This window comes from Candidatus Poriferisocius sp. (genome assembly GCF_965208475.1).
Classification (GTDB): domain Bacteria; phylum Actinomycetota; class Acidimicrobiia; order Acidimicrobiales; family Bin134; genus Poriferisocius.
Map to the genome: position 1 here is coordinate 2,588,052 of NZ_OZ242338.1, position 18,570 is coordinate 2,606,621.

At 65.7% G+C, this 18,570-nt stretch carries 18 protein-coding genes; 3 read left to right on the plus strand and 15 right to left on the minus strand.

Annotated features, from left to right (window positions below; translation table 11 throughout):
- Positions 1-24: 24 nt before the first annotated feature.
- Positions 25-3,738, minus strand: a complete 3,714-nt coding sequence (locus ACOGXA_RS12030) for an Eco57I restriction-modification methylase domain-containing protein (protein WP_419924113.1) — start codon at positions 3,736-3,738, stop codon at positions 25-27.
- Positions 3,739-3,857: 119 nt separating this feature from the next.
- On the opposite strand from ACOGXA_RS12030, the gene ACOGXA_RS12035 reads away from it, so the two are divergent.
- Positions 3,858-4,055, plus strand: a complete 198-nt coding sequence (locus ACOGXA_RS12035; protein WP_419924114.1) for a hypothetical protein — start codon at positions 3,858-3,860, stop codon at positions 4,053-4,055.
- A gap of 23 nt (positions 4,056-4,078) precedes the next feature.
- Here the strand turns inward: ACOGXA_RS12035 and ACOGXA_RS12040 are convergent, their stop codons facing one another.
- From ACOGXA_RS12040 to ACOGXA_RS12055, 4 genes are all read right to left on the minus strand, one after another.
- Positions 4,079-4,405, minus strand: coding sequence for a type II toxin-antitoxin system HicB family antitoxin (locus ACOGXA_RS12040; RefSeq protein ID WP_419924115.1), 327 nt, complete (start codon positions 4,403-4,405; stop codon positions 4,079-4,081).
- Positions 4,392-4,634: a toxin HicA gene (locus ACOGXA_RS12045; RefSeq protein ID WP_419926977.1), complete on the minus strand. Its 243-nt coding sequence runs from the start codon at positions 4,632-4,634 to the stop codon at positions 4,392-4,394. Before ACOGXA_RS12045 ends, ACOGXA_RS12040 begins: the two co-directional genes overlap by 14 nt.
- An 87-nt stretch (positions 4,635-4,721) precedes the next feature.
- Positions 4,722-5,615, minus strand: a complete 894-nt coding sequence (locus ACOGXA_RS12050) for an LLM class flavin-dependent oxidoreductase (RefSeq protein ID WP_419924116.1) — start codon at positions 5,613-5,615, stop codon at positions 4,722-4,724.
- A 42-nt stretch (positions 5,616-5,657) separates the two neighbouring features.
- The gene (locus ACOGXA_RS12055) at positions 5,658-6,662 is read right to left on the minus strand and encodes a hypothetical protein (protein WP_419924117.1); all 1,005 of its coding nucleotides are present in this window, start codon (positions 6,660-6,662) and stop codon (positions 5,658-5,660) included.
- An 18-nt stretch (positions 6,663-6,680) separates the two neighbouring features.
- On the opposite strand from ACOGXA_RS12055, the gene ACOGXA_RS12060 reads away from it, so the two are divergent.
- Positions 6,681-6,983, plus strand: coding sequence for a hypothetical protein (locus ACOGXA_RS12060; RefSeq protein ID WP_419924118.1), 303 nt, complete (start codon positions 6,681-6,683; stop codon positions 6,981-6,983).
- Here the strand turns inward: ACOGXA_RS12060 and purM are convergent.
- The 3 genes from purM to purL are packed head-to-tail and all read right to left on the minus strand — an operon-like array spanning position 6,980 to position 11,775.
- Positions 6,980-8,038 carry a phosphoribosylformylglycinamidine cyclo-ligase gene (gene purM, locus ACOGXA_RS12065; RefSeq protein ID WP_419924119.1) on the minus strand — a complete coding sequence of 353 codons (1,059 nt, stop codon included), beginning with the start codon at positions 8,036-8,038 and terminating at the stop codon, positions 6,980-6,982. The genes ACOGXA_RS12060 and purM overlap by 4 nt on opposite strands.
- Positions 8,031-9,536, minus strand: coding sequence for an amidophosphoribosyltransferase (gene purF, locus ACOGXA_RS12070; RefSeq protein ID WP_419924120.1), 1,506 nt, complete (start codon positions 9,534-9,536; stop codon positions 8,031-8,033). The genes purM and purF overlap by 8 nt, the downstream gene beginning before the upstream one ends.
- Entirely contained in the window at positions 9,529-11,775 is a 2,247-nt protein-coding gene (gene purL / locus ACOGXA_RS12075) for a phosphoribosylformylglycinamidine synthase subunit PurL (protein ID WP_419924121.1), read from the minus strand. The genes purF and purL overlap by 8 nt, the downstream gene beginning before the upstream one ends.
- A 146-nt stretch (positions 11,776-11,921) precedes the next feature.
- Between purL and ACOGXA_RS12080 the strand changes: the two genes are divergently transcribed.
- The gene (locus ACOGXA_RS12080) at positions 11,922-12,323 is read left to right on the plus strand and encodes a hypothetical protein (RefSeq protein ID WP_419924122.1); all 402 of its coding nucleotides are present in this window, start codon (positions 11,922-11,924) and stop codon (positions 12,321-12,323) included.
- Here ACOGXA_RS12080 and purQ read toward each other — a convergent pair.
- The 7 genes from purQ to ACOGXA_RS12115 are packed head-to-tail and all read right to left on the minus strand — an operon-like array spanning position 12,320 to position 18,545.
- A complete protein-coding gene (gene purQ / locus ACOGXA_RS12085) occupies positions 12,320-12,982 on the minus strand; it encodes a phosphoribosylformylglycinamidine synthase subunit PurQ (RefSeq protein WP_419924123.1) in 663 nt (220 codons plus the stop codon). The genes ACOGXA_RS12080 and purQ overlap by 4 nt on opposite strands.
- Positions 12,983-13,016: 34 nt before the next feature.
- Entirely contained in the window at positions 13,017-13,280 is a 264-nt protein-coding gene (purS, locus tag ACOGXA_RS12090; RefSeq protein ID WP_419924124.1) for a phosphoribosylformylglycinamidine synthase subunit PurS, read from the minus strand.
- A complete protein-coding gene (locus ACOGXA_RS12095) occupies positions 13,280-14,170 on the minus strand; it encodes a phosphoribosylaminoimidazolesuccinocarboxamide synthase (RefSeq protein WP_419924125.1) in 891 nt (296 codons plus the stop codon). Before ACOGXA_RS12095 ends, purS begins: the two co-directional genes overlap by 1 nt.
- The gene (gene purB / locus ACOGXA_RS12100; protein WP_419924126.1) at positions 14,167-15,600 is read right to left on the minus strand and encodes an adenylosuccinate lyase; all 1,434 of its coding nucleotides are present in this window, start codon (positions 15,598-15,600) and stop codon (positions 14,167-14,169) included. Before purB ends, ACOGXA_RS12095 begins: the two co-directional genes overlap by 4 nt.
- On the minus strand, positions 15,593-16,042 hold the full coding sequence (gene purE, locus ACOGXA_RS12105; protein WP_419924127.1) for a 5-(carboxyamino)imidazole ribonucleotide mutase: 450 nt from the start codon (positions 16,040-16,042) through the stop codon (positions 15,593-15,595). The genes purB and purE overlap by 8 nt, the downstream gene beginning before the upstream one ends.
- A complete protein-coding gene (purD, locus tag ACOGXA_RS12110) occupies positions 16,039-17,262 on the minus strand; it encodes a phosphoribosylamine--glycine ligase (protein ID WP_419924128.1) in 1,224 nt (407 codons plus the stop codon). The genes purE and purD overlap by 4 nt, the downstream gene beginning before the upstream one ends.
- On the minus strand, positions 17,259-18,545 hold the full coding sequence (locus ACOGXA_RS12115; protein WP_419924129.1) for an adenylosuccinate synthase: 1,287 nt from the start codon (positions 18,543-18,545) through the stop codon (positions 17,259-17,261). Before ACOGXA_RS12115 ends, purD begins: the two co-directional genes overlap by 4 nt.
- Positions 18,546-18,570 lie beyond the last annotated feature (25 nt).

The window sequence follows — 18,570 nt, forward strand, 5'->3', positions numbered from 1 at the left end:
GCTTGGCAGCAACGCCGTCATCGTTCATGAAGCGGCTCCGGTCACCGGTGGCGTCGAACTCGCGGACCGGGCGGAAGCGCCATCGTCGTTCATGAACTTCGCCCGATCGTGGGTTGCGTGGAGTTCGGCGACCGGGCGGAAGCGCCATCGTCGTTGAGGAATCGATGTCGGTCGGTGGTTGCGTTGAGATCGCCTTGGACTGGTCGGAACCGCCATCTCCGGCTTCTCCGAGAGAGAGAGAGAGAGAGAGAGAGAGAGATCATCAACGGGATCAGCCAGATCAGCGCCGTCGAAGCGGGGCTGCTGTTTGATCTTGCGCCACACTCGGAAGGCGGGACGGGTGGGGATCTGAGGAAATGCCGCGGTGTTCGACCACCGGGTGAACTCTGAGACGGGTATCGGCTCGGGCTTTCCGTCCACCACTTCGTGAAAGTGGGAGAGCGAACTGGCCGGGCCGGGGTAGATGGCTACATAGGGCTCATCGGGGTCGCCCTCAAAGCCACCCCCGAGGTTCGGCTCGTCGATTGAGCTTGCGGGCTGCGACCAGCGCGACGGTGTACCGGCCGTCGACTCCATCGAACGCCCACTGCTTGGTGTTGAGGCAGGTGACGACGGAGAGGAGCGGGTGGCCGCCAGCAGCGCCACGGTGTAGGAGTTGTGGACGCCCTCGAACACCCAGCCCTTGTGATTGATGACCGTGGCCACCGATATCCGCAGTCGGCTGGGCAGCCCCCCCCCCCCCCGCGGCATTTCTGTTCCAACCGGAGCTTCCACGATCTCGGTGCGCCAGTTGGACATGCCCGCGTCAGACACTGCGGAACGGGGCAGCACCATGCCGATCTTCCCGCCGTCTCGGCACAGGGTGAGATTGGCCCATGAAAACGCCTTGTAGAGATCGGTTTGCCCCGATCCGAGATTCGGAAAAGTCGCTCGCAGCACCAGCTTCAAGGCCTCGGCTCGTTCCCTTTCACCCTCAAACTCAACCGACAGGTCCGGCCGTTTGGCCTCAAGAGCATCAATGCGGGCTCGCCGTTTGGCCACCGGGAGCGACCGGACCCCGGGCAGGTGCATCCCCCACCAGACCTCGCGATCCACTACCACCTTCTCCCACGGGGGATTGCCGAGCAGGCAGTCGAAGCCGCTCCGTTCTCCCCGGGCGAACACTTCTGGCCAGGCGGTCGGGTAGTGGACTGGTGTCAGACGCTGAATCGCGTCGCGCACAGCAGTCTGATCGGCCAGTGTGGCCACCTTCTCGGGGCTGAAATCAAAGTCGCGTTGAATCTCAACAGCTCCGGCTCTAACCGCGGTGGCCACGTCGAACACCGCCTCGGCCGGCAAAACCGCCGCCCGGGTTTGGGCATGGGCGGCACGGGCCGCATCGATCTCGCTCTTGTCGGCATCGTTGAGCCGCCCAAGACGCGCCAACGGCTCCCGGCAGTTCTCCAGCAGAGTCTCCAGTTGGTGTACGAACAAAGACGGGCTGGCCTTGCTTCCCTTCGGAGTTACCGCAATGGCCGCATCTTCCACAGACGCAACCCCCGTGAGGCTGTCACCCTGCACCAGGTTGTGGTCGAGGAATGACAGGGGGAGGCCGGGGACGAAGGTGTGGACCCAGATGGCGAGGCGGGCCAGTTCGACGGCGACACGGTTCTTGTCCACGCCGTAGACGCAATGGCGGGCCACTTGGCGGCGCAACAGGGAGCTCTGCTCGATCGGAGCGCCGTCAGCCAACTCCCCCAGGGCTTCGATGGCCGTGGTGCGCAGGCGGTTCAACTCGGCGGTCACAGCGGGAACGGGGTGGAGGGTGAGCCAGGCCGACAGACGGGCCTCGATGCGGTCGACTGCCGCCACCAGGAAGTGGGCTGAGCCCATGGCGATATCGGCGCAGCGGAAGTCGAAGAACGCCTCGGCCAGTGCGGCATCGTCACCCTGCTCCCGCAGTTCCTCCAGCCGGGAGATGTGATCGTCGAGCGCGGGCTCAAGGGCGTTGTCCAGCAGGTGCTCCACAGCGAACGGCTTGGTGAAGTAGGAGCCGGTGGCCTTGCGCACCCCGGAGCGGTTGTGGAAGTACACCGCCCCGGCCTCCACCTCCACCTCGTCGTCATCGGCGGCCGGCACGTACTGCTCTTTGCCCTTGACAGCCTTGACGGCCAGGTCGTCTTGGGCCACCGACAGCTTCGACTCCAACAGGCCCTCGTATATGGTGCCGAACTCCCGCACCGACAACGACCGGAAGTCCACCGGCCCCGGCCCCTCCGGCCCCTCGTCCACCAGCACCGCCGACAGAGCAGGTCCGAACTCGGCATTGGTGAGCTTGATATCAGCGATGGCCGCCCCCGACGGGCTCAACTCGGGATCAGCGGAGAACAAGCCGCCGTTGTAGGCGGGCACGCCCCAGTCGCGGTTGCCGTGATTGACCGCATCCCAGAGTTGGTTGACGTCGTCCCACAGATCGGTGGCCCGATCGTCGTAGTCGGCCCGGTTTCGGCGCCGATCATCGGCCAGCAGCCGGGCGATGTGCGACAGCGAGTGCTCGGCGTAGCGGCCGTTGGTGCGATAGGGCAGCAGGTCTTTGTCTTCGGCGTAGGCCACAAACAGCAGTCGGAACAAGATCACCATGACCTGTTCGTAGGCATCGGCCAGAACGGCCTCGCTCAGATCACCGCCAGGCTGGAACCCCCCCCCCCCCCCCGCAATATTGGCAGGCCGAACACCGCCAAGCCGGGCGGCCACCGCCCGGGCCAAGGCCGGCACCGTTCGGTGATACACCCGCTCGCGCAGTCGCACGGCCAACTCGGCGACAAAATCGTTGGACCGCTCGAGAATCTGCTCGAGGGTGCCGTTGTCGGCCAACGCCTCAGCCGAGAACAGCAGGTGGAGGTAGCCGGCCATCTGGTTGGGCACCAGCGACAGGTTCAGCTCCACGAAAGTCTCCGCCCGGCCCTTTCGGCCCACCCCGGTGTCGGGGCGGGCGGCATAGAGGCGGATCTCGGACGACCGGGTGAGGATCACCCAGTCCACCCGATGCTCATAGGCCAGAGCCAGCGCCCGGGACACCGGTGACGCGCTGTCGAACCGGCTCGACGGCGCCTCAAAGGGCTCGTCTTCATCGCAGAACACGGCCACGGCGTGATGGCGGCCGCCGATGGAGAGCATGGAAGCGTTGGTGGCCAGCGATTGGATCTGGAAGCCCAGCCCCTTCACCAGTCGGCGGCCCCGGCGGCCCAGCAGGGGCAGGGCCTTTCGGGTGGCCTCCGGCCAGTCGCTCCGCTCGGGCACCCCGGCTTTGAGCTCCTGGGTGGCCAACAGGCCCACATTGCGCAGCCCTGGGAAGGGGGACTCCAACTCGGGCATGGCCGCCAGCAAGAATCGAGTGGCGGCGTGGTGGCTGGGCTCCCCAAGGGCCACGTCGGCCAGCCGCTCGGCCTGCGCCACCTCGATGTCGTGGCGAACCACCGGCGGCTCCCCCACCGGTCCGCACAACGACACCCGTTGGCCCTCGGAGGTGGGATAGAACGCCACCAGCAGCACCGGACTGGCCCGCCCCGCCCGCCGCCTCGTCCACCCTTCGCGCAGATCAGTGCTCCGGGGCTTGCTCGGCACCCGAACCAGCGCCACCTCCAGCCCACTGGGCGCCTCCTGAACGAACACCCCCGACGGTGTCAGCGACGACGGAAACCCGGCCGGCGCCGACCACGTTGTGGGGTCCCTGTCTACGAGAAAATCGTCAATTGGCATATGCCGCTGCCCCCCTGTGGCCCAATGGCCGCGCCCGATTATGGCGAGTCTATGTAGTTGACACAACTGCTCTACGAGCTTCAGGAGAAGCTGTCTCCGGCGTCGATAGGCTTGTGGGTATGGAATCTGAGACGTTGACCAGGGGAAATGCCAGCGCCACCCCAGCCCTCAACTCTGAGATGCCATACCACGGCTGCCATTACTGCTATTACAAGGCCCACCACCGCAACTGGACAGTCGAACACCACCACGACACCAGCCGCCCCTACCTCCGACCCCCTGGCAACAACCCCCCCGAACCACCGCCCAGATGCTGACACCGAGGCGTCTGCGGAAATGTTCAGTCGGCTAGCAGTGAGCTCACTAAGCGGTTGAGGCTGACGCCGTTCTCCGCAGCACGGATCACCAGATCCCGATGGGTCTCCGGTGGGATGCGCACCACGAACTTTCCGCTGTATGCGCGATCTGCCAACGGCTGGGGCGGCGCCTCGTTGTTGGCCAACATGTCAACCAGGGCCTCGCGCACAAGCTCGCGGATTCCGGCAAATGCCTCTTCGGGCGCCGGAGCCAACCAACTCAACGACGGGAATTCCAAGCACATCCCTACGTGCTCCTCGTCCTCAGCCGACCACGTCACGCGGTATGTGTAGAGATCACTCATCGCCATCCTTCAATTTCTCTATGGCCTTGAGAACTTGCCTTACCTGATATGGCTTGACCATTCCTTTGCGATTCTGAATGTTCACCCTCGGGTCCCCTGCCCACGGCATGCGATACACCCGGTGACTGCCGCCCGACTGGCGGGGCTGGCCGAAGTAGCGGTCACACACTTTGGCCAGATCAGCAAATCGCACCCCCTTTGGATTCTTGCGGAACGCCTTGACAAGACCTTCCACATCCACAAAGTGATGATACTACTATTAGTATTATTTGGCAAGTACTGTACGGTCGATGCCGAAATATTCAGTCGTCCTGACAGGGAACTAGCCGATCAAGCCAGCCAGCTCATCGACATGGTGGCGCCACTCGTCGGATGAGAGGGCCAGGGGCACCAGCAGGACGTGTTCGAGGCCGGCGTCTATGTAGGGGGCCAGGATCTCGGCGACATGGCCGACGTCGCCGATCACCATTTCCCGGTCGCCGTAGCCGTCGCCCACCACCGACCAGCGGCCGGCGCTGTCCAGCGGGTCGCCGAGGCGGAGTTCCATGTGGATGGAGATGGTGGTATCGCCAGGGGCAATGCCTAGTCGATCCTGTTCAGCCCGCAGCAGAGACAGACGCTCAGAGAAGACCTCGGGCGGGGCCCAGGTGCCCATCCAACCGTCGCAGCGGGCGGCCCGGCGGAGGGCTCCAGGGGATGATCCGCCGATCCAGATGGGGATCGGCGCTGCGGGCTGGGGATTGATTCGCACACCGGTGAAGCTGAAGTGCTCGCTCTGGAACTCAGTGGCCCCAGACCAGGCGGCATGCCAACCGGCTATGTAGTCATCTAAGCGCTGGGCTCGGTGCACCATCGGCACACCGCAAGCCTCGAACTCCGGTTCCAGCCAGCCGGCACCCACGCCCAAAATGGTGCGGCCCGGGGCTAGCCAGTCGAGGGTGGCCCATTGCTTGGCGAACTGCGTGGGGTTGCGATAGGCGGGGATCAGCACTGATGTCCCGAGTCCCACTCGCTGGGTGTGGGCGGCCACCGCCGACAACAGCGGCACCGGCTCGGGAAAGAACGACGGCATCCCCTCCAAATCGACCGGCACGGCCACGTGGTCGGCGGTCCACACATCGTCGAAGCCCCCCGCCTCGGCCCGCTGAGCGATTTCCACGAGCAATTCCAGCGAAGCAGCCCGGCCAAGCTGGGGGAGGTGAATGCCCCACTTCATGAGCGCAAAGCCAATCCAATGAAGGCGGCACTCATGGCCAGCTCAGTACCGATACCGGGGCCAGGGCGGGTGGATCGAGTACTCCACCACCCCGTAGCCCCGCTCGCCGGTCTCTTGCACCTCAAAGTCGAAGAACGGCTCGTGGCAATCCAGCCTCGCTTCGGCATCGTTCTCGTCGCGCATGAGCCCGTTGCGGGTGTGGGCGTGCTTGCGGCCGGTGCGCACGGTGAGCACCTCGCCGTCGGTGGTCTCAAAGGCCATGTCGAAGGCCATGGCCGTGCGCTGGTCTTCCTCCAAGCGGGGCACACAAGTGGCCGACCGCAGCGCACGGGTGCCATCGGCGTCGCCGATCCAGCCGCCCGCAGCAGGGGTGTCAGCAGGCAGCGGCTGGGTGGGACTCATCCACCCAAAAGAATTGAGGTGTCGGTCGGGAAGCTGCACCGACGGCCAGAAGTGGCCCCAGGACTCGGCCTGGGTGCGGCGATGGCGCACATCCCAAGGCCCGGGCCGCTCGAACCGATGGGTCCAAGAGTGGTCCCGGTGCGACCAGCACTCGATTGCCCGGCGCTCCCCGGACCGAGGCCCGCCCCTAGCCTCGAACTCGCCCCGGCACACCAGCGCCTGCTCATAGTGGCCGCCATAGCCCTCATAGGCCCCCAATGGATTACCACCAAAACAGTCGTTGTAGTCGAACACCCCGAAACGGTCGTGAAAGATCAGATCGAAGCCGAAACGAGGGGCGTCGAGCTGCCACCGGTAGCGGGCGAAAGGCTCCTCCACCGAGTATGACACCCGGCCATCACCCAAAACCGTGAACTCAAGCTCAGCCCCTAGCGGCTGGCGGGAACCCCACTGCACCGGCACCCCATCGATCACGTAGAACGCGCTGGCCCGCAGATACCCGTGCGACAGGCTGGCGTGGATGTGGTTGATGCCGTACACGTCGGCTTCCCGGTCGCACACCGAGAACCAGAAGTTGTCACTCCACAGGGCATCTGTGTCCGGGGGCGGGGTGTGGAGATACTCGTCGGCGGGGCTCAGCGTCATCGGGGTTGACAATAGGCTTTGGGCTCAACTCGAGGGAATCAGCCCAGAACTGCCTGTGGGGACACGTTCGCGGTCGACAGCGGGGACGACCTCTACTTGTTCTTGTTCTCACCAACGGGGCTGCGGGACTTCTACGCCGTGCCCGAGCAGCAGGCCAGCAAGGGCATCGCCGACTGGAAGATGCTGATCCGCACGCTGCCCCACGAACTGTTCGACGGACGGCGCACGCTGCCCCACGAACTGTTCGCACGGCCCAACGTCGCCAGCTACCTCGAGGAGCTAGAAGCCGAACCCTGCCGGGTGATGGTGCGCGCCCGCTAGGCCCCGCCCGCTGGCCGGGGATCACCCACAAGCCGAACTTGGCCGTCGCCCTTCTCTATTCCACCCACCGCGGTGGCCCGGTGGCCACCGGTCCGCAGGAGATCGATGGCTTTGGTGGCGTCGCGGTCTCGCACCGCCACGATCATCCCCAGACCGAGATTGAACACCCGGGCCATTTCCTCGTCGGCCACATCGCCGATGCGCTGCAATTCGGCGAACACCGCCGGCTGCTCCCAGGCGCTGCGGTCGACCACGGCGTCGACTTTGTCGGGCAGCACCCGGGCCAAGTTGCCCGAAATGCCGCCGCCAGTGACATGGGCGATGGCCCGGGCCTCCACCTTGGCCAGCATGTCGCGCACCGCCGGGGCATAGACCACCGAGGGCAACAGCAGTTCGTCGGCCACCGTGTGGGCGCTCCCCTCCCAGGCGGGGTCGTCCAAGCTCCGTTCGGCCACTTCGAAATAGAGCCGCCGGGCCAGGGAATAGCCGTTGCACCGCAGCCCCGGCGACGGCAGGCCGATCAGCGTGTCGCCGGGGCGCACATCGGCCCCAGTGATGAGCCGCGACCGCTCCACCACCCCCACCGCGAACCCCACTAGCTCGAATTCGCCATTTGGTTCCACCGCAGGATGCTCGGCCATCTCACCACCGATGAGCGCGCAGCCCGCTTGACGACAGCCCTCCACCACCCCCACTACCAGCTGCTCGATGTGCTCGGGAACGAGCTCTTGCACCGATATGTAATCCAGCAAGAACAGCGGCTCGGCCCCCTGGCACACCAGATCGTCCACACACATGGCCACCAGGTCGATGCCAATGGTGTTGAACCGACCCGTAGCCGAGGCCACATAGGCCTTGGTGCCCACCCCGTCGGTGGCTGACACCAGTACCGGCTTCTTGTAGCCGTGGCGGCTGAAGTCGAACAGCCCTCCGAAACCGCCGATGTCGCCAATGGCCTCAGGGCGAAACGTTGAGCGCACATGCTCTTTGATGCGCCGCACCGCCTCTTCACCGGCGGCGATGTCCACACCCGAGGAGCTGTAAGTCTCACCCATCGCCAGTGGCCCACAGCGCCGGCGCGGACGCATCGTCGGCGTCGGCAAACGGAGCAGCACTGCGCCGGTAGGCGATTGAACCGGGCGGCGCTACCGGCACCTCCACCGGATAGTCGCCGGTGAGGCAGGCGTTGCAGAAGCCGGCCCCCACCGCTCCGGTGGCCTCGGTCAGCCCGTCGATGTCGATGAACGCCAGGGTGTCGGCGCCCACGTAATCGCACATCTCAGCCACGGACAGGTGGGCGGCCAACAGCTCAGTGCGATCGCCGGTATCCATGCCGAAAAAGCAGGGCCAGCGATAGGGCGGCGAGCTGATGCGGAGATGGACCTCGGCGGCGCCCGCCTCCCGCAACATGGTGACCAGGGCCCTCGTCGTGGTCCCCCTCACGATGGAGTCGTCCACCACCACCAACCGGTTGCCCTCGGTGCTGTCGCGCAGGGGGTTGAGCTTCATGCGCACCCCCATCGACCGCATTTGCTGGCTCGGGGCAATGAACGTCCGGCCGATGTAGCGGTTCTTCACCAGGCCCTGGCCGTAGGGAATGCCGCTGGCCCGGGAGAATCCCTCGGCGGCGGGCAGCCCTGATTCGGGCACCCCCATAACCAAATCGGCCTCCACTGGGGATTGCTCGGCCAGAATCTCGCCCATGCGCACCCGGGCGTGATGCACGCTCTGGCCGTATATCACCGAGTCGGGCCGGGAGAAGTACACGAACTCGAAGATGCACAGGCGGGGATCCACCCGCTCCTCTGGGAACGGGCGCACCGACCGCACCCCGTCGCCGTTGATCACCACCATCTCCCCCGGCGCCAGCTCCCGCAGAAAGTGTGCCCCCACGATGTCGAGCGCCGGGGTCTCCGACGCCAGCACCCATCCCCTGTCCAGACGGCCCAAACACAGGGGGCGGAACCCATTGGGATCCCGCACCCCGATAACCCGCTCCTCATCGGCCAACACCAGCGAGAAGGCCCCTTCCAACCGAGGCAGCACTCTGTTCAGGGCCTGCTCCAGTACCCTGCCCTCGGCTCGGCTCGAAGGAGGCATCTTCGATATCTCGATGGCCAGAAACTCTGCGATCAGATCGCTGTCTGAGCCCACCATGCCCGGCAGGATCGAAGTCTCCTCGGCCAATTCCGCGGTGTTGGTGAGGTTGCCGTTGTGGCCCAGCACGAACTGGTGGTCGGCGGTGCTGCGATACACGGGTTGGGCGTTGCGCCAAGAGCTGGCGCCCGCGGTGGAATAGCGGGTGTGGCCGATGCCCAGGCTGCCCTCGAGGGTGACCAGCGTTCGGTCGTCGAACACGGTGGCCACCAAGCCCATGTCTTTGACCACGGTGATGTTCTCGCCATCGCTCACCGCGATGCCGGCCGACTCCTGGCCCCGATGCTGCAACGCGTAGAGAGCCAGATAGCTCAGATGGGCCACTGGATCATGGGGGGCATATATGCCGACTACTCCGCAGGCCTCCCGGGGAGAGTCGTCCATGGGATCAGCCACTGTTCAAGTCTGGCATGGCCGAGCACCAGCGTTCGGCTATCGCCGACATATCCAGATCGAGCAATCCCTTGATGGAGAAGCGGTCGCCGGTGGCCAAGCCGATGCGGGCCACCGCCACACCGGCCGCCGCCGCCGCCGCCTCCACTTCGACCAGCAGTTCTTGGTCCACCGCGGCCACCACCCGGGAAGGGGCCTCGCCGAACAGCTCACCGTGGCTGTGGATGCGAGCGCCCCGGAACCCCACGCCGGATACGGCCGCCATCTCAGCCAAAGCCAACCCCAAACCGCCGCTGGACACGTCGTGGACCGCCGAGAGCCGGCCGTCGGCCACCAGGCCGCCGACCAGGCCGGCCACCCGCCGATGCTGCTCGTAATCCAGCGCCGGCAGCCGTCCCCGCTTGTGGCCGACAGCAGCCGCCCACAGCGAGCCCGACAACTCGGCGCTGCCCGACCCCACCACGATCACCCGGTCGCCGGCGCGCCAGGCTAGGCCGGGGGGAATCCGGGTCAAGCTGTCTATCACCCCCAGCAGGCCGATAACCGGCGTGGGGTCGATGTTGTGGCCGTTGGACTCGTTGTACAGGCTCACGTTCCCGCCCACCACCGGAATGCCGAAGGCGTCGCAAGCCTCGGCCATTCCGTCCACCGCTTCAGAAAGCTGCCACATGACCTCGGGATGCTCGGGATTGCCGAAGTTCAGGCAATTCACCAGCGCCAGCGGACGAGCACCCACGCAGGCCAGGTTGAGCACTGACTCGGCCACCGCCATTGCGGTGCCGGCCCGGGGATCCACTGCGCACCATCGATGATTGCCATCGGTGGTCAGGGCCAAGCCCCGGCCGGTATCGAGCCCGGTGGCCGGATGCTTCAGCCGCAGCACGGTGGCGTCGCCGCCGGGGCCGACCACGGTATTGCAGAACAGCATGTGGTCGTACTGGCGGTAAATCCAAGATGGGTTGGCCAATAGTTCCAAGAGATCGGCCCCCACGTCGACCGGCGGCGGCAGTTGATCGGCGGTGTCGGCTCTGGCCTGATCCCAGTCAGCCGGCGGATGGCGGGGGCGGTCATACAGGGGCGCGTCCTCGTGCAGAGAAGCCGCCGGCACCTCGCCCAACACCGGGCCGTCGAACGAGGGAATCGGAGAAGAGCTGTCCGGTGCCGAGTCGCCTGGCACAGCTGAGCCGTCTCGCACCCGGAGTTGCCCGCCTTCGGCGACCCGGCCCACGACCGAGGCCTGCACATCCCAGCGATCGCAGATGGCCAGCACCTCGGTCAATCCCTCCGGGGCAACAATGGCCAGCATCCGCTCCTGCGACTCACTGGTGAGCACCTCGAATGGCGCCATTCCCGGCTCTCTGCGAGGAACCGCGGCTACGTCCACATCCATGCCCATGCCGCCACGGGATGCAGTCTCGCTGGTGGCGCAGGTGAGCCCCGCGCCCCCGAGATCCTGGATGCCCGCCACCAGCCCCGCGTCCAACAGGGCCAGACAGGCCTCGATGAGGCGCTTCTCCTCAAATGGATCGCCCACCTGCACGCTGGGCCGCTTCTCGGCCTCCCGTTCCTCGTCGCCGAAGGACGCCGAAGCCAGCACGCTCACCCCGCCAATGCCGTCGCGCCCCGTGGACGAGCCCAGCAGCACTGCCAAGTTGCCCTCGCCGCTGGCCCGGCCCAACACCAGTCGCTCGGCCGGCATCAACCCAAGGCACAGCACATTCACCAGTGGATTGCCTGCATAAGTCTCATCAAAGACAGTCTCGCCCCCCACTGTTGGCACTCCCACCGCATTCCCATACCCGGAAATTCCCGAAACCACTCCCTCGGCAATCCAACGGCTGCGGGGTTCTTCGGGACGGCCGAACCGCAGCGAGTCCATCACCGCCACCGGGCGGGCGCCCATGGTGAAAATGTCCCGCAGAATGCCACCCACTCCGGTGGCCGCCCCCTGATAGGGCTCAATGGCCGAAGGGTGGTTATGGCTTTCAATCCGGATCGCAGCAGCAATGCCATCGCCAACATCTACCACTCCGGCATTCTCGCCGGGACCGACCAATACCCAGGGCGCATCGCTGGGCAGTCGGCGCAGATGCAAACGAGACGACTTGTACGAGCAGTGCTCCGACCACATCACCGCATACATCGCCAATTCGAGATGATTGGGAGGACGATTCAATATCTTCCCAATGGCGTCGGCCTCTTCATCTGACAAGCCCAAAGACCGATGCAGCGGCTCGTTCATCTCAAACCACCTTGGAATGTCGAGGGTGAGAACGCTCTGTTGAACGAACCATTTGGTATCAAGACTTGAAATGGAGAGCCGAACCTAGTTGTATATACCAGGCTATTGAGACAGCTATATGTCAGTCTCAACCTGAACAAGGAGAAATGATGGTATCTGAAGAGGCCAAGACGGCACGTGCTCTCGGACAAGCTCAAGGACGAACGGTCAGCCGTTATCTGACTGCACTCGACCAGACCAAGCCCAAGCGGGGTCGTCAGCGTTCGACCGAGAAAATGCAGGCTCGCATTGCCGAGCTTCCTACTGAAATCGCGCAGGCCAAGCCGCTGAAGCGAGTTCATCTGATCCAGGAGCTAATGGACTTGGAAGCCGAACTCTCCAAAGAAGAGGAGACGGTGGACATCAGCGAGGTTGAGGGCGAGTTCATCGCCATCGCCGCGGAGTACAGTGGCCGCAAGGGCATCTCCTATGCAGCATGGCGCGAGGTCGGAGTGCCCGCCAGCGTGCTGAAGGCAGCCGGAGTGGCCCGCAACCGCTCTTCCGACTAATCGTCATTGAGGAGCTCTTTCAGCAACAGGGCACCGTCGGTGCTTCCCAGCAACGGATGAGCGGCCCGCTCAGGGTGGGGCATTAGACCCACCACGTTGCCGTTTTCGTTGCAGATTCCTGCGATATCGGCAGTAGACCCATTGGGGTTTTCCCCATAGGTGAGCACGATTCGCCTGCCGTCGCGCAACTCGGCCAGGGTCTCTTCAGAGCAGATGTAGTTGCCCTCAAAGTGGTTGATGGGGATGTTGAGCTCATCGCCTTCGGACAAGCCGCGGGTCAACACCGAATCAGTTGACTCCACCCGCAACATCGCAGGCTGGCACAGAAATCTCAGACTTCGATTCTTGTAGAGAGCCCCAGGCAGCAATTGCGCCTCGGTGAGAATCTGGAATCCGTTGCAAATGCCCACCACCGGCCCGCCATCGCGGGCGAAGCGGGCCACCGCGTCCATGATCGGGGAGAACCGGGCCATCGCCCCGGTGCGGAGATAGTCGCCGTGGGCGAACCCGCCGGGCAGCACTACCGCGTCCACATCCCCCAGATCGGTGTCTTTGTGCCATAACAGCTCGCCACAGCCGCCGATAGCGTCAACTGCCTCAACCATGTCGTGCTCGCAGTTGGAACCGGGAAACACGACAACGCCCACTTTGGCAGTCATCGCCGCCTCGAATGAGAAACAACCCCGAGAGCGCTCATGACACCTTGTTGACGGCAATAACCACGTCTTCGATCACCGGATTGGCCAAGAAGCGCCGGCACATGGCCTCGACCTGCTGGCGGGCTCCAGCCTCCTCAGGCGCCTCCACCTCAAAGCGCAGGCTCTTGCCCACCCGAACGCCGCTCACCCCGCTAAAACCCAGCGCGGGCAGCGCCCGCTCAATGGTCAAGCCCTCCGGATCGGCTATCCCATCTCGAAGCTGTACTTCGACAAAGACTTCGAACCTAAGATCTGCCATCACCCGGGCCATTCGGCAAAGCTGCGGCCGGTGATCATCTCATAGGCGCTGACGTAGCGGGCCGCGCTGGCCGACACCACCTCTTCGGGCAGTGGCGGCGGCGGATACTGCTTGTCCCAATCCAGCGTGCTGAGGTAGTCGCGCACCGGCTGCTTGTCGTAGGACGGCGGTGTTGCGCCCGGTGTCCAGCCGTCCACCGGCCAGAATCGGGACGAGTCGGGGGTCAGCACCTCGTCGGCCACCACCAGTGTTCCGTGTACCAAGCCCATCTCGAACTTGGTGTCGGCGATGATGATGCCCTTTTGGGCCGCCATCTTCGACGCCCGGCGGTACAGCTCAAGCGACGCCGCCCGGGCCTGTTCGGCCAGATCGGCGCCTACCAGCTCTGCCGCCTGGCCGTAGGAGATGTTCTCGTCGTGGCCAGACTCGGCCTTGGTGGAAGGAGTGAACACCGGCTCGGGCAGCTTGTCGGACTCCCGGAGCCCGGCGGGCAAAGCCTGGCCGTGCATAGTGCCATTGCCCTGGTACTCCCGCCAGGCCGAGCCGCTCAGGTATCCCCGCACGATGCATTCGATGGGCAGCATCTCGGCCCGATGGCACAGCATGGTCCGTCCGGCCACCCCGTTGGTCTGCGCTTCTGGGGGGAAATCAGCCACGTCGGTGGAGATGAGGTGGCTGGGCAGCACGTCGGCCAGGGTCTCGAACCAGTAGGCCGACATGGCGGTCAACACCCGTCCCTTGTCGGGAACAGGCTCGTCCATGACCACGTCGAACGCCGAAATGCGGTCGGAGGCGACCATCAGCAGCCGGCCGCGGCCCGCGTCGAAGATGTCCCGGACCTTGCCGGAATGAACCGGGGGCAGATTGATGCTGTGAGAGTCGGGGTTCACAAGATGGGCTCCGGTCGATAGGCGGCAGCTTCGGGATGTTGGGCGGCCAATTCCCGGGCACTGGCCGCAAGGGTTCTGGCTTGGCCGGCCGCGGCCCCGGTCAGTGCCAGGAGTTTGCCCTCGATCTGTTCAACATCGATGGCCGATATCGACAGACGATCGTCGGCGGCAATGGCCGAGAAGAACTCGCCTCCTTTGGGGACATGCTCGGAGATGATCCGGTGGGCCTCCTCCCGGCCCGTCCCGGCGGCTACCGCGGCCATCAGCACCCTGGTGGCGGCAAGCGCCGGCAGATTGGCCGTCAGCTCGGCCGCCACCGCATCGTCGAATACCACCAGTTCTTCGAGCACGGTGAGCACGGCCTCGAGTTGGCCGTCGAGGGCTAGGAACGCTCCGGGCAGGGCCACCCGGCGCACGACCGAGCAGCTCACATCCCCCTCGTTCCACTGGTCGCCCACCAGGGCGGCCACCATGTCGGCGTAGCCCTGCGCCACCGCGGACAGCCCGCAAATGCGCTCAGAGGTGCGGGCGTTGCGCTTTCCGGGCATGGCCGAAGAGCCCACCTGCCCGGCTTGGAAACCCTCGGAGATAAGGCCCTGGCCGGCCATGAGCCTTATGGCCCGGGCCAGGTTGGCCGGCGCGGAGGAAGCCTGGACCAGGGCCGACACCACGTCGTAGTCCAGCGACCGGGGATACACCTGGCCCACGCTGCCCATCGAGGCCCCAAACCCCAGGGCGGCGGCCACACGCTGCTCGAGTTCCACAACCCCGGCGGCCGCGCGCTGCTCTGGCTCGGCAACCCCGTCGGCCGCGCCGAGGAGCAAGTCGAGCTGATCTTGCTGGGTGCCGACCGGCCCCTTGAGGCCCCGAAGTCGGTAGCGGCCCAGAAGATCCTCGATCCGATGCAAGGCGGCCTGCGCCTCCTCGCCATAGTTGGCGAAACGCTTGCCCAAAGTGGTGGCCTGGGCGGGCACGTTGTGGGAGCGGCCCACCATAACCAGCTCAGCATGGACGTCGGCCTGTCGGCCCAGGGCGCATACCACTGCCACCAGCTTGTCGCGCACCAAGCGCAGAGAATCTCGTATCTGGAGTTGCTCGATGTTCTCGGTGAGGTCGCGCGACGTCATCCCTTTGTGAATGTGCTCATGGCCGGCCAAGGCGCAGAACTCTTCGATGCGAGCCTTCACGTCGTGGCGGGTAACGCTCTCCCTCTCCCGGATTGAGTCCAGGTCTACCTGCTCGATGACGCCCCGATAGGCCTCGACCACCCCCTCGGGCACTTCGACGCCCAGATTCCGCTGGGCCTCCAGCACCGCCACCCAGAGACGGCGCTCTGCCTTGATCTTCCCCTCCGGCGACCAGATGGCCGCCATTGCCGCGCTGGCGTAGCGGTCGGCCAGCACGTCGGGGATCTGGTTCTTGTCAGCCACCGGCCATCTCAGAGCGATGGGCGGCCAAACGGTCGGCCAGGTCGGGGTTCGACACGGCCAAGATCTGTATGGCCAGCAGGGCGGCGTTCATGGCGCCGTTGATGGCCACGGTGGCCACCGGGATCCCCTTGGGCATCTGCACGGTGGAGTACAGGGAGTCGACCCCGCTCAGGGCCCCGCCGGCCAGGGGCACGCCGATGACGGGGAGGGTGGTTTGGGCTGCGGCCGCACCGGCCAGGTGTGCCGCCATGCCCGCGCCGCAGATGATGGCCCCGAAACCGTCGTCGCGGGCCCGGGCGGTGAACTGGCGGACCTTCTCCGGGGAGCGGTGGGCCGACATGACCTCCCAATGGCACTCCACCCCGAATTGCTCCAGGGTGGTGCGGGCCGGGGCCATGGTGTTCTCATCGCTTGAAGACCCCATCAAAACAGCTACTTTCACGGAGCGGCTTCTCCTTCAACAGCGGACAGAGCGATATCTTGGCGAACATAGCGGCCCGGCCAGTCGATGTGGGCGACCCCGGCATAAGCCCGTTCTCGGGCAGATGACAGGTTGGACCCCTGCCCGGTGACGGTGAGAACCCGCCCCCCCGCGGTGACCGGACCGACACCCATCCCGGCGCAGAACACCGTGACCCCTTCCTCGTGGTTGGCCCCCTCGATTCCAGTGATGACGTCGCCGGTGCGGGGGGAGGCGGGATAGCCCTCAGAAGCGCACACCACCGCCACCGCGGCGTCGTCACCGTATTCCGGGGTCTCTTCCAGCGAGCCGGCCGCGGCCGCGGCCAAGAGGCCGGCCAGATCCGACCGCAGCCGGGGCAGCACCACCTGGGCCTCGGGATCGCCGAAGCGAACGTTGTACTCCAGCACTCTCAAGCCTTGGGGGGTCAGCATGAGCCCGGCGTAGAGCACGCCCCGGTAATCGATGCCCCTGTTCTGAAGCTCAGCCAACGTGGGCAGCACTGCTCGGTCCATCACCTCGTCGACAACATCAGCTCCCGCCACCGGCACCGGGGAGTACGCCCCCATGCCGCCGGTGTTGGGGCCGACGTCGCCCTCGCCGATGCGCTTGTAGTCTTGGGCCGGGGCCAGCGGGACCGCCCGGCGGCCATCGCACACCGCCAGCACCGACAGCTCAGGGCCGGTGAGGCCCTCTTCGATCACCACCCGGCGCCCGGCGTCGCCGAAGGCCTCCCCCGACAGATAGGCCCGAACGGCATCCTCCGCCTCATCCCGGTGCTCGGTGACCAGCACCCCCTTGCCCGCGGCCAGCCCGTCGGTCTTGATCACGAACAGGTCTCCCATGGTGTGCAGGAAGGCGATGGCCCCATCAGGCTCGGTGAACGAGCCGTGGCCCGCGGTGGGCACACCGGCCGCCACCAGCAGCTCCTTCATCCACGCTTTGGAGCCCTCCAGTTGAGCCCCGTCGGCGCCGGGACCGAACACCAGCCGCCCCGCCGCCCGCAGTTCGTCGGCCAGACCCTCCACGAGGGGGGCCTCCGGGCCGATCACATAGAGATCGGCGTCGATCTCAGCGGCCGGCGCCGAGGTGGCGCCGGGGATGCCGGGGTTGCCGGGGGTAACCGCCACATCGCACGAGCGGCCGAGCACGTGGGCGAGCGCGTGCTCCCGGCCTCCACTGCCGACGACGCAGACCCTCACGGGATCGGGCTGAAGGCGATGAACTGGTCTCGACCAGGGCCCACGCCGACCAAGGTGGCGGGCACGCCGGCCTGCTCCTCGATGAATCGCAGATAATCCTCTGCCTGTTGGGGCAGCTCTGAGCGATCGCCGACTTCGCTCAGATCGGTACGCCAGCCGGGCAATTCCTCGTAGACCGGCACGGCCCGATGGATCTCCGACTGGTGGTAGGGCATCGAGGCGCGGCGCTCCCCCTCCATCTCGTAGGCCACGCACACCTTGATCGTGTCGAGGCCGTCCAGCACGTCCAGCTTGGTGACGGCCAGATCCGACAGGGAGTTCACCCGCACCGCGTGGCGCAGCATCACCGTGTCGAGCCACCCGCAACGGCGTCGGCGCTTGGTGTTGGTGCCGTACTCCCGGCCCACCTCCACCAGGTGGTCGCCGACCTCGTCGGTCAGCTCGCAGGGGAACGGCCCCGAGCCCACCCGGCTGATATACGCCTTGGTCACCCCTATCACCCGGTCGATGTGCCGGGGGCCTATGCCCGCTCCGACACAGGCCCCGCCGGCCACCGGGTTGGAGGAGGTGACGAACGGATAAGTGCCGTGGTCGAGGTCCAAGTACATAGCCTGAGCCCCCTCTAGCAGCAGGTTCTGGCCGGCCTCCAGCGCATCGTGGAGCAGCCCCACGGTGTCATCGATATGAGGGGCCAAACGGGGACCGCATACCTCCAGGTACTGGTCGGCCACCGCGTCCAAATCGAAGGGCAGCCGGTTGTACACCTTGGCCAGCAGCGGGTTCTTCTCGTGCAGTACCACGCTGAGCTTCTCACGGAAGATCTTGGGGTCGAGCAGGTCTTGCACCCGCAGGCCCACCCGGGCCGCCTTGTCGGCGTAGGCCGGGCCAATCCCCCGCTTGGTGGTGCCCAGCTTGTTGCGCCCCAGATGACGCTCGGCCACCACGTCCAGCGCCTGGTGGTAGGGGAAGATGAGGTGGGCGTTGCCGCTGACCTTGAGCCGCCCGCAATCGACCCCGGCTTGGGCCAGGCGGTCCATCTCGTCGATGAGCACACTGGGGTCGATCACCACGCCGTTGCCGATGACCGGAGTCACGTGGGGATAGAGCACCCCGCTGGGCACAAGCTGGAGCTTGAAGGTCTGCCCCTCCACCACCAGGGTGTGACCGGCGTTGTGGCCGCCCTGATAGCGCACCACCATGTCCATGTCGCGAGCCAAGAGGTCGGTGAACTTGCCCTTGCCCTCGTCACCCCATTGTGTCCCGACGACCACCGTTGCTGGCAAAGGCCTACTCCATGAGCGCGGCTTA